Annotated in this window: 12 protein-coding genes; 6 read left to right on the top strand and 6 right to left on the bottom strand. The window is 37.3% G+C overall.

The genetic code is table 11. The features are described 5' to 3' along the window. Positions 1-57: 57 nt before the first annotated feature. Positions 58-396, bottom strand: coding sequence for a PBPRA1643 family SWIM/SEC-C metal-binding motif protein (locus Q0976_RS13190; RefSeq protein ID WP_299494290.1), 339 nt, complete (start codon positions 394-396; stop codon positions 58-60). Positions 397-598: 202 nt separating this feature from the next. On the opposite strand from Q0976_RS13190, the gene Q0976_RS13185 reads away from it, so the two are divergent. Then, entirely contained in the window at positions 599-2,197 is a 1,599-nt protein-coding gene (locus tag Q0976_RS13185; RefSeq protein ID WP_299494289.1) for an SGNH/GDSL hydrolase family protein, read from the top strand. Positions 2,198-2,318: 121 nt separating this feature from the next. Here Q0976_RS13185 and Q0976_RS13180 read toward each other — a convergent pair whose 3' ends face one another. Next, entirely contained in the window at positions 2,319-3,329 is a 1,011-nt protein-coding gene (locus Q0976_RS13180; protein WP_299494288.1) for a rhodanese-related sulfurtransferase, read from the bottom strand. Between the two features lie 175 nt (positions 3,330-3,504). Between Q0976_RS13180 and Q0976_RS13175 the strand changes: the two genes are divergently transcribed. Continuing rightward, positions 3,505-4,167, top strand: coding sequence for a glutathione S-transferase (locus Q0976_RS13175; RefSeq protein WP_299494287.1), 663 nt, complete (start codon positions 3,505-3,507; stop codon positions 4,165-4,167). 71 nt (positions 4,168-4,238) lie between these two features. Then, entirely contained in the window at positions 4,239-5,069 is an 831-nt protein-coding gene (locus Q0976_RS13170; protein WP_299494286.1) for an amidohydrolase family protein, read from the top strand. On the opposite strand, the gene Q0976_RS13165 is transcribed toward Q0976_RS13170, so the two are convergent. After that, positions 5,066-5,842, bottom strand: coding sequence for a hypothetical protein (locus Q0976_RS13165; RefSeq protein WP_299494285.1), 777 nt, complete (start codon positions 5,840-5,842; stop codon positions 5,066-5,068). The two genes, Q0976_RS13170 and Q0976_RS13165, sit on opposite strands and share 4 nt — an antisense overlap. A 104-nt stretch (positions 5,843-5,946) precedes the next feature. Then, positions 5,947-6,750 (bottom strand): putative selenate ABC transporter substrate-binding protein, encoded by an 804-nt coding sequence (locus Q0976_RS13160; RefSeq protein ID WP_299494284.1) that lies wholly within the window; start codon positions 6,748-6,750, stop codon positions 5,947-5,949. A 374-nt stretch (positions 6,751-7,124) separates the two neighbouring features. On the opposite strand from Q0976_RS13160, the gene Q0976_RS13155 reads away from it, so the two are divergent. Next, on the top strand, positions 7,125-7,799 hold the full coding sequence (locus Q0976_RS13155) for a response regulator (RefSeq protein WP_299494283.1): 675 nt from the start codon (positions 7,125-7,127) through the stop codon (positions 7,797-7,799). Beyond that, positions 7,790-9,139 carry a sensor histidine kinase gene (locus Q0976_RS13150; RefSeq protein ID WP_299494282.1) on the top strand — a complete coding sequence of 450 codons (1,350 nt, stop codon included), beginning with the start codon at positions 7,790-7,792 and terminating at the stop codon, positions 9,137-9,139. The genes Q0976_RS13155 and Q0976_RS13150 overlap by 10 nt, the downstream gene beginning before the upstream one ends. A gap of 71 nt (positions 9,140-9,210) precedes the next feature. Here the strand turns inward: Q0976_RS13150 and Q0976_RS13145 are convergent, their stop codons facing one another. Continuing rightward, entirely contained in the window at positions 9,211-9,906 is a 696-nt protein-coding gene (locus Q0976_RS13145) for a 2OG-Fe(II) oxygenase (RefSeq protein WP_299494281.1), read from the bottom strand. Positions 9,907-10,050: 144 nt separating this feature from the next. Here Q0976_RS13145 and Q0976_RS13140 point away from each other — a divergent pair, with 144 nt between their 5' ends. Then, positions 10,051-10,356 (top strand): DUF3135 domain-containing protein, encoded by a 306-nt coding sequence (locus tag Q0976_RS13140; RefSeq protein ID WP_299494280.1) that lies wholly within the window; start codon positions 10,051-10,053, stop codon positions 10,354-10,356. Between the two features lie 15 nt (positions 10,357-10,371). Here Q0976_RS13140 and corA read toward each other — a convergent pair whose 3' ends face one another. Continuing rightward, positions 10,372-11,319 carry a magnesium/cobalt transporter CorA gene (gene corA / locus Q0976_RS13135; RefSeq protein WP_299494279.1) on the bottom strand — a complete coding sequence of 316 codons (948 nt, stop codon included), beginning with the start codon at positions 11,317-11,319 and terminating at the stop codon, positions 10,372-10,374. Positions 11,320-11,565 lie beyond the last annotated feature (246 nt).

Below are 11,565 nucleotides of genomic sequence, written 5' to 3'. Positions count from 1 at the left end.
ACTCAGGATAAGCAGCGCCACTGAATAGCGCTATTTTTGTGAAATCAATACCAGGTACTAACCCCCACAGCATTTTTTAAATTTTTTGCCGCTGCCGCAAGGACAAGGTTGATTTCGTTCTGGCTTCTTTTCACAGACTGCTGGCAATGTTGTGTCTAAAAGGAATGTCAATGCACTCACATCCTCTGACGCATCAGCATCAATCAGGATCTCTGCCACTAATTGGTTATCTTTTAATTGCTGCTTGATTTCATTTTCTCTTTCTAGCGTATTCACCGTCAATTTCAATGGATTGGTTATCGTTCCCAATTTCGCCACTCGTTTTGTGTTATAACCAAAACTCTCATGTTTAGGTTTAGGGGTTTTACGCCCTTTAAAAAAAAATTTATCTGACATCAACAGTACTCACTAGACAATAATCACAGGGCTTATACATGATTCTCACCACTAAATACATATAAATCGTCATCATTTAAATAAAATACTGCAATATTCTCTGATATTCCCTTCTGTATTTTAATAATCAACTATACTGCAATTTTAACCAGTAGGTACCCATATAAGGACGCAGTCTACAGACACTATTGATTAATGGAATATGATGAATAAATTCAATACGACGCTAACACACTCATTATTTACGCTTTTCACTATCCTTCCAATACTATTTCTAAACGCCTGCACTCATAAAGATGATGATGACTATAATTATAAAACAGAAACATTTTCCAATATTGTTATCTTTGGAGACAGCCAAAGTGATACAGGAAATTATCCACAAAGCTTATATTATCAATATGATCCTTATTCTTCCTCATTAAATGAAATTGCCACAAACCTCTATAATGCTGTTACAGAGCCCATCGACAGTGATATTTTTACGCCACTGGATTTAGGCTCACTTCAATTTCCTGAAACGGGGAATGGCTATAATGTTATTACGCTAACAACCGACACTCAATCCATTTGTACAGGTAGATTCATTGAAACTGCGGTTTGTAGCACCAGGCAAAGTACTTCAACCGGGTGGGTCAATTATTTTGCTTATAATGGCGTAGTTAACACCACACTTTTTGATGAAGTACTTCTGTCATCATGGGTGGCCAATACTACTGAAGATATTATTAACACAGAAATGGTATCAGTTAATTATGCTTGGTATGGTGCCTTATCTCCCCAAACAGGCTGCTATAATGGCAATCAGGTCTTACTTAATCAAAATAGTGAGTGCCCTACCGATGATATTTATACCTTACAAGAGACCTACCGCACTTCCCAAATTCTTGAAAATGGTCAACCGCCTCTATCAGCCGAAGATGGTTATACTCTTGAAGGCTTAATGCCTGTACCGACTCTACATCAACAAGTCACTCAACTCTTTCTTCCTGATATTGAAAATACCGCTATAGAAGTGGATAAAGATAGCCTGTATATTTTTTACAGTGGCGCTAATGATCTCTCCGATATCTTTTTTGATTGGGTGGGAGGAAGCGTAAGTACTCAAGTGTTTATGGAGGCCATTTGGACCACTATCCCTGAATATATGATTGGTACTTCAAGCTCCAGTGTAGAGGCAATGATTAGCGATGTCGGTCAAAATAGAGGCAATATTTTTATGTTTCCTCAATATAATTTAGGCATTACGCCTGATATCAATTACTATTTAATGGAATCAGGTATTGATTTAAACCCAATAGAACTCCAAGCCTTTGCTATTGTATTAGGTGAACTAGTCAAGATTTATAACGAAAGATTAAAATTACTCACTTATAGCACGGCGTCAGCTTACGCATTGGTTGAACCCAATAATTATCCAAAATGGCATTTCTATTTCTTAGATAACCTATATGACAACATGAATGTTGTCGCTTACGGTGATGGCTATACTGAAACCTTTGGCAGCACTTGTAATGACAATGAGTATGTCTATGATGATGGTGGCGTCGCCACAGGTAATGTCACTCCTTGCTTAAGTCGACTTAGTTTTCCCTTTTTATTTTGGAATACAGTTCACCTAGCATCACCGGGTCAACAAGTGATTGCACAATCTGCTTTAGACTGGTTAGAGGCGGGAGAAACAATTTTAGATACTGGTGTTTCTCAAAATTATACATGGGCAGATCTTGTCAATGCAGTAGAAGCGGTTATCGCAGCACTAGGAGAAATGGGATACGAGACTGACGTCATCATTGATTAATTGACTTTAAGGCCATGCTAAACTTAAAACAATAGTAATGTTAATTGGCCACTGAACAAAACCTAAAAACGCTCACCTGACCGTGAGCGTTTACATAATACTGCCTTGTTTACAAACCTAATTAATCCACAGATCCATTCTGTGATTGTTTAAGTTGTACTTTTTTCTGCCTACGTTGCTCTATAACTTGCTTTACATCACTGCCAATATGGGCCTCACCACGTTGCTGAGCAAGTTGCATTTGACGCTCACGTTCGATAAAACGTTGACGCTGCTTGTCTGAAATCTGATCAATACAATGTGGGCAACTTACACCTTGCACAAAGTCAGGGGATGCTTTCTCTTCAGCTGTAACAGGCATACGACAAGCATTGCATTGATCATACTGACCTTTTTCTAGATCATGATTGACAGCAACGCGATTATCAAACACAAAGCATTCCCCTTCCCATAGACTCTCTTCTTGTTTGACTTCCTCAAGGTATTTTAAAATCCCGCCTTCAAGATGATAAACTTCATCAAAGCCTTGTTCTTTTAAGTAAGCAGTCGATTTTTCACAACGGATCCCACCGGTACAAAACATGGCAACTTTCTTGTGTTTTTCAGGGTCTAGATTTTCTTGAACATATTCAGGAAATTCCCTAAACGTGGTCGTTTTAGGATCAACTGCATGCTTAAACGTTCCAATTTGAACTTCATAATCATTGCGGGTATCCACTAAAAGCACATCAGGATCTGAAATCAATTGATTCCAATCTTTTGGTTTTACGTAAGTACCGACCACTTTATTGGGATCAATACCTTCAACCCCCATAGTGACAATTTCTTTTTTTAATTTTACTTTTGTACGATAAAAGGGCATTTCATCATCAAATGACAATTTATAGACAATATTATCAAGTCCAGGTTGAGTATTCAGCCAAGTCAGTAATGTATCAATAGCGGCTTGACTACCCGCAACCGTACCATTAATCCCTTCACTTGCTAATAATAATGTCCCTTTAATGTCAGCTTTTTCCATCACATCCAATAACGGTTTTTGAATAGCTTCAAAATTAGGTAATGCGACAAATTTATACATTGCACAAACAACAAACATATCAACCTCTTTAACAGCTCGCTGGAACTTCATTTCCAGTGCGTAAACTAAAATAACCACATAAAAAACACGGCGAATACTACCTCAATCACGTCGTAATAGACAGCCCAATTCCGTTAAAAGATATAGAAAATAACAGTAACTGAATACCCAATAGCGCCATTTAACAGTAAACTAGCACTTATCAAGTCTCAATAACCCTATTACTATGCCTTTACCCATTTTGTATTCTTTTAGACGTTGCCCTTATGCTATGCGTGCACGATTAGGGATATTATTAAGCGGACAGTCGGTTTATCTCAAAGAAATTATCCTTAAAAATAAACCCAAATCTATGCTTGAAGTATCGCCAAAGGGCACGGTTCCAGTGTTAGTTTTACCAAATGAAGAGGTCATTGATGAAAGCTTAGATATTATGCTCTGGGCATTAGACCAATCCGATCCTCATCACTTATTACCCATCACCCAACAAGATAAACAATTAACATTTGAACTTATCCAGCAAAACGATGCGCAATTTAAATCTTGGCTTGATAAATATAAATATGCCGATCGATATCCTGAACAATCAATGACCTATTATCGACAACAGGCTGAAACTTTTATTTTGAGATTGGAAGAAAACCTCAATCAAAATACTCAGTTGATAAGTGATACTCCTTCTCTTGCTGATTATGCTATTTTTCCTTTCATTCGCCAATTTGCTCATGTAGATATTAATTGGTTCAATCAAGCCCCATACCCAAATACTCGACATTGGTTGAACCAACATATAAAAAGTGAATTATTTCTTAGTATTATGCAAAAATACCCATTGTGGCTTGAATCAAAACAAATGTTTAAATTTGGGCTCCTCCCCTTGAAAGAATAAACGAAAAACTTGGTAAACAGAGTATTGCTGTCCATACTTTTTATAAAACACATTCATTGGGCAGTATCTCTATGCATATCGATGGCCACCAGCATTTTCTCGATTATCCTTCATTTCCTGATGATTACCCATGGATGGTTGATCAATATGTCGTTTTAAAAAATCAATACGGCCCTGAGCAACTTTATCCCGACTTATCTGCTTGTCACATTGACGGCACTATTGCTGTGCAAGCAAGACAAAATACTCAAGAAACAGATTGGCTATTATCCTTGGCTGAAAAATATCAATGGATTTTAGGCGTCATTGGTTGGGTCGATTTATGCAGCAAGCAACTTGATAAGCAACTTGCTTATTACAGTCAATACAATAAATTGAAAGGTTTTCGCCATTTACTACAAGATGAAAGTGATCCACATTTTATGTTGAGAGATAATTTTCAAAAAGGCATCGCTCAACTCCACCCTTTTCAATATACTTATGATTTACTTATTCAGCCTTATCATTTAGCGCCCACCATTGAGCTGGTTTCAAATTTCCCCAATCAAGCCTTCATCATTAATCACATGGCACAGCCCATGGTTAAAAATCAAACTCTTTCAGGCTGGAAAGAAGATATAGAGAAACTTGCTGAACATGACAATGTATACTGTAAAATGACCTTTATTACTTCTCAATTAGCAAAAGAATGGCATGAAACCGATTTCTATATTTATTTTGACACCATTTTAAAGGCATTTGGTCAAAATAGACTTGTTTACGGTTCCGATTGGCCTGTTAGCACAATAAAAGCCTCGTACCAAAGACAATATAATATCGTTAGTCGATACTTATTATCACAGCCTCAAAGTACACGGGATAATATTTTGGGACAAAATGCCAAGCACTTTTACCGCCTCTAACCTTTAACACTATTTTTTTCATATTCTATCATTGCTTTTAAATCAGGAATATCCGCTTGAAGACCTGACGTTAAGCTAGGTGAATAATGGAATAATATCTCTTCTCTATTAGCAAAAAAATCAACGCCCCCATCCCCAATTTGCACACCATCAGGAAAACGCTTAATCCAATCCGATACCACTCCATTAACCTGATTAAAATACTGTGTTTTTGCCTTCTCGGAGCGAAATTTAACCCCTCTAACTAAGGTGATATGAAAAGGATTACCATAATCGCCGCAGGGACAGGCCAACAATTGGCTAAGACAAGAAAATAACAACCCAATATGAGAGGTAGGATCATAGTTAAATAATAATTCTAATTCATTTGTATCCGTTAGGTTCACTCTTATTGGAGTTAACCTTATAGGTGCAAATTTAATCGCTGATATCACCTTATTAATTAATGAATAAGGTAGCCCTCCTTCTTGAAAATTATCAGGCCCAGTTCTCCATATCTCTGCATGAGCCGTATCTGCTCTTTGCAATTTAGTGCGATCTCCTCCTCCGACTAGCCAACCATCATCACTTGTTTCAGCAATAAATTCATACTGACGATCTGTTAATAAATTCAGGTCTAAAGGGTTTAGTCTATGTTTTCTAGCATCAATACCAATATTAGCAAGTCGATTACGTAAACACATCGGATGAAGGCTACCACTTGGGTGAGCATGATCGTATTGCTCCATGAAAGCGGCTGTTGGACTTAAAACACTCGGTAATTGATTTTTCATTTTATACTCTATGGTTTAGTGTAAATAGAGTATAGCTAGGAAAATACCATGAATTGACAAATTCGCTCACATATTATCAAAACACTAAAAAGGGATAGCTCAGGCTAATCAATTAAACCTATAGCACGAGCAACATCTTCAACAGGTTGATAATCGTGATTTTCAACAGGCACATAGAGTAACCTTGATTGAGGCTCACCACCGCGCATATTAAATAATGCCTGTTGCAATTTTTGCTTAAAGCCTTGACCAAATTGTTGGTCAATATCCGCTCTTACTGTCCACTGTGTATCAGGAAAAGAAGGGCTCTCCCATATCACCGATACTTTTTGAAAATCAACTAACCCCTCGGAGACTGCGCGTTCCCAAATTTTATAATCAACCGCCCCAACTTGAAAAAAACCGGATTGAACTTGTTCGATAGTTTCCAAATGATTTTGAGTAAAACCCACTTTACGAAAAACATCATGAGGTGCCTTACCTAAATTACGCTCAATAAAAAACTGCGGCATTAAGCGACCAGATGTTGAATCAGGCGAGCCAAAGGTAAAAGTATAGCCGTTCAAATTAGGGAAGCTTTTTGAAGGTAAAATATCTGCCGAAGCATTAGCAATAAAATAGCTGCGAAAAAATTGATCTTCAAAACCTTGGGCTATAGCCTCAGAATCTGGCACAGCGCGACGAGCCTGCACACCTGATAATCCACCAAACCATGCCAATTGCACTTGATTTTCTTTAAATAATGTAACGGCCTCAGCATAAGAACTGACTGGAATGTATCTCACATCCATTTCTAGCACTTGCGTCAAATAAGTCGCTACATTGTTAAACTTATGATCAACAATATTTTTTTCATCATTGGGGATTGCAGTCAGTAGTAATTCTGCTGCAATCACTTTTGGTATCATCAAAAACAATAACAAGATGTTGAATTTTTTAAAAAAAACCATCTAAAACTCAAAGTGGATACATTTTAATTTACTAGATTTTAACTAAAAAGTTACTATAAACCTAGTAATAAGTCATTTTTTCCTCTTTATGCCTTCAGCAATCTCACTTTACCAGCATTTTGTCTTTCTATATCGCTATAGGGTTTCGCATCTTTTTATGGCTTAGGTATAATAAAGCATTAACGATTCGTTTAAATTCAGCCACGGTTAAGTTTATACTCATAGAACTTGGTTTATACTGAGTGATAAACATGAATAAAAATCAAATCACAAATATGTAGAAACTTATTTTTACTTATTTGTTGATATCAAAGCCCTTAAGGACGCAAATTATGAGGATTTTGGTTGTTGAGGATGATCCTATCCTATCCCACCATTTACAAGTACAACTTAGTGAATTGGGAAATCAAGTACAAACCGCCCCCACAGCCAAAGAAGGCTTCTATCAAGCCACTAATTATCCCATTGATGTGGCTATCATAGATTTAGGCTTGCCCGATGAAGATGGGATCAGTTTAATCCAAAAATTGCGTGACAATGATTTAAAAGCACCAATTCTTATTTTAACCGCACGAGTAAATTGGCAAGATAAGGTTGAAGGATTAAATGCAGGTGCAGACGATTATTTAGTTAAGCCCTTTCAAAAAGAAGAACTTGTTGCAAGGTTAGATGCTCTCGTACGTCGCAGTGCAGGGTTTGTTAAACCCGTCATTAACAGTGGCCCTTTAGCATTAGACTTAGCCGCTAAGCAACTGAGTCTACATGACGTCCCAATGGAAGTGACTGCTTTTGAATATCAAATTCTAGAATATTTAATGCGACATTGCCATGAAGTTGTTGCCAAACAACGCCTTTTAGATGTGATCTATGCTGATAAAGAAGGGGATCCTAATACCATCGAAGTCATGGTCAGTCGATTACGAAAAAAACTCTCTAAAGAAGGAATTGAAAACCCCATTGCCACCATTCGAGGTCAAGGCTACAAATTTAACTTGCCATGCAGTTAAATACGCTTTTCAAGAAACGTCTGTTAACACGGATGTTTCTCACCTCATTGTCCATTATTGCTTTAGTTGGCTTTGCATTAGCTTGGCTTACCAATATTTTACATGCACAAAATAACTACAATGAAGAAACAGCCAAACTCATTTCAGAAATTCCAAAAGTGGCAGCAGAATTAAGAGAACATAACTTAATTCCAGATACCACCGAATGGCGAAATAATAACGCCACGCCTGAAAAATACATCATTGCCAGTTGCGATGATAATTTTAAACAAGTTTGGACCTCTTCACTTGCTGTCGATCGAGGCCTATTTGATACTTGCGAACGCTTTAATAGTATTCGATACGAGTCTCCTCCCTATTATCTGACATTGGCAGATTCAAAAGGCTACTTTGTTTATTTATTGACCTTTAATTTAGCCGGTGGGCATTATAACCTCCTTGTCATGAAAGATGCCCAAAAGTTGGAGCAAGAATATGACCAATTTAGTCGCCGCACTTATTTGCGTTTAGGCATGGTCCTCGCCCTCGCATTAGTCTTATTGATCAGTGCCGCGTATTGGGGAATGAGTCCCCTTGTAAGATTAAGGAATGAATTGCATTCCATCAATAGTGGTAAATCTAAATCTCTCTCTGATGGCTACCCTGTTGAGCTTGAAGGCGTCACTCAAGCACTTAACCAACTATTACAACAATCCAGTGCTCAGCAAGAAAGATACCAAAATGCTATGAATGATCTTGCCCATAGCCTTAAAACACGTTTAGCTGCGGTCCATGCTATTACCGATGATAAAACATTAGACCGAAATCATGTCGGTGAAAAAATCATGGAACAAGTCAGCCAAATGGATCAACTGGTCAAATACCAATTAAGACGCGCAATGCTTGGGCGCAAAGGACTCAAACAAGAACAGACACATATTGCGCCTCTGGTTGAACAATTGTCACAGATGCTATTTAAGGTTTACAAAGATAAACGAGTACAGTTTGAAGCAAGCATCAATAGCGATCATGTTTTTCCTGGTGACAAAGGTGATTTAATGGAATTATGCGGAAACTTAATGGAAAATGCGTTTAAATTATGTATTAGTCGAGTATCCGTATCCTCATATTTCAATGATGAAGGACAATTTGAACTCGTCGTCGAAGATGATGGTCCAGGTGTAGATGAAAATATCCGCAAAAAAATAATTCAACGTGGAGTCAGGGCCGACACACAGCAAGCAGGCCAAGGTATTGGACTTGCAGTGTGTCATGAAATTATCACCAGCTACGGCGGCAGCCTTTCTATTGAAACATCGACACTAGAAGGCGCTTGTTTTAGAATTTCTATTCCAGTATGAATAACCTATTCTAAAAAACCATAAAACAAGATGTTAAATAGTAATGGACTGAGCCCTGAACAATATCCACTTTACTTAATTTGAGCATATAACTGTTCAGCACGATTAAACATCACCCAAGAAGTCGCAATGTATTTATCATCACTAATCGGTGTGAGCCCGCGATGGCTATGTGTAAAAGCCGCAGGAGCAATAACCATAGTGCCTTTTTTCGGTTTGAGCTTTTTATTCTGATAAAAAAACTCAGTTTCTCCCCCCTCTTCAATATCATTTAAATACAGCATATAAAGTACCACACGATGTAAAGCTTCATTATGATTTAATTGAGGAAACTGTTCAGAATGCCAATGAGGGTAACCTCCTTTATTTTGTTGATATTTTTGAATATTAATCGAACCGCTACGGTAGAGGTATTTCACTAATGCTTGGGCTCTTGGTCTACCCAATTCATCATAATTATCAGGTGTTAGAGTAACAGGGTCTCCTTTTTCATCAGCGACATTCACTGAAACGGCTCCCATTAGAGCCAGCGAATATTTATCGAAATATTGTGTAATAGGCTTTAATGCATGAGTCAACAATGTATTTCTTAATTCATTCAAATCAGCAAAACTGTCTAATGTTAAATCTAAGCTGTCTTTTTTATCTAAGTCAACACCATGGCCGGTTCTCCCTCTTACCGTTCCTTTATGTTTATTCAAAGTCAGCATCAACTCATCGCACAAGCTTTCAGGGATAGCATTCTCATATACTTCAATAAAATCCATATACGTCCTACATCTAAACAATTGAAATTATCTCATTGTAAAAGGTATGTATTTATAAAGTAAATATAAAGCGCTCAGCTAGCTCGATAAAAATGAAAAAATAGACTAACGTTAACTGATTATAAGAATAAATAAGGAAAGAAAATGGAGCCATTACCCCCTTTTGATGAATTAAAATGGTTAGCCAAACACGATCCTGAAGCATTAGATAAACTTCAAGAACAATACACTCAAGCAATCATAACAGCGACTCACGAATGCCACCGACATCAACTCACCTGTATACAGCACAACCTGATGCTTCGATTGAGTCGTTGCCACAGTGCCAATGAAAGAAGCTATGTAGCAATGACCATTCTAACAGAAAAACTTAATCATTTATCTTCTGTGATAGAGCAAGCAGACACAGGGAACATACCGGCTTGCATACTCACATTTGAACCAGTGTAGTCTTGGTAAGCGAAATTAAAGCCAACCTTTACGTTTAAAGAAAAAGTACGTTCCAGCAGCACTGCCAATCATCATCATCACTGCCATTGGATAACCCAAATACCATTCCAATTCAGGCATATTGACAAAGTTCATTCCATAACTGCTCGCGATAACGGTTGGAGGAAGGAACACGACAGCTGCAACAGAGAAAATTTTAATAATTTTATTTTGTTGTAAACCACTAAAGCCCATTGCCGCATCTAATAAAAAGTTTAATTTATCAAAAATAAATTGGCTATGAGGCATTAGAGACTCAATATCAGACAACATTTCGCGTAAATCTTTTAGATCATGATCAGATAACTGACCTCGATAGTACCTCTGCATATACCGCAATGAACGTTGAGTATCTAACAAACTTAAACGGATTTTCCCATTAGAATCTTCTTGACGAGTAATCAGTTTAAACACATCATCCAATTCTTCATTTTTAAAGACTTCTTCACTGACGTTTTCTAATACTGTATAAACATCTTCGATTAAATCAGAAAGATAATCGACTTTTAAATTAAACAGCTCTAAAAAAAGCCCTTGAGGCGTCGCCACTTCAATCCGACCTAAGCGTAGATAGTTACGTAACAAGCGTATTAAACCAACTTCTTCCTCGCGTATGGTTAATAAAAAGTTATCTCTCAAATTAAATGATACGTTAACTCCTCTCACATCTTGCCCTGCTCTTTGTGGAAAAAGTGAGTTAATGTGTAGCCCATCTTTATTCTGATAGAAGCGTGCAGAAGCTTCAATTTCATTAATATCCTCTTCATCTGGTACCTCTTCAACCGAAAAGCCACTGAGCCAAATGCGCTCTTCCTCATCAGGTTTATAAAGATCTAACCAAATGGTACCAGGAGGAATAGTATCCAGTATGTTTAATTCACTGATCGTAAGGTGACGATCTTCATAGACATAGGCTGTTATCATATTTCCCCCCAAAGACACTTTTTTATAAAAATGCAAATACTAAAAAACTTCAGGCATTTTACCCTATTAGCAAGTCCCGCATAAGGCTAATATACTCAAATGAACAAATATTATGTCTATTGTAGTTTAATCATAGCGTCAAAGCCTTGTTTATCAGCACAACCATGACAACCTCAAGTCTATAATCCATTAAGCTCAATATAAATGAGCACCGTTTCATTCACACATCTTATTAGTAGCAAATTT

Source organism: uncultured Shewanella sp. (genome assembly GCF_947501665.1).
GTDB lineage: Bacteria > Pseudomonadota > Gammaproteobacteria > Enterobacterales > Shewanellaceae > Shewanella.
This window is presented reverse-complemented; position numbering and strand designations above follow the sequence as displayed.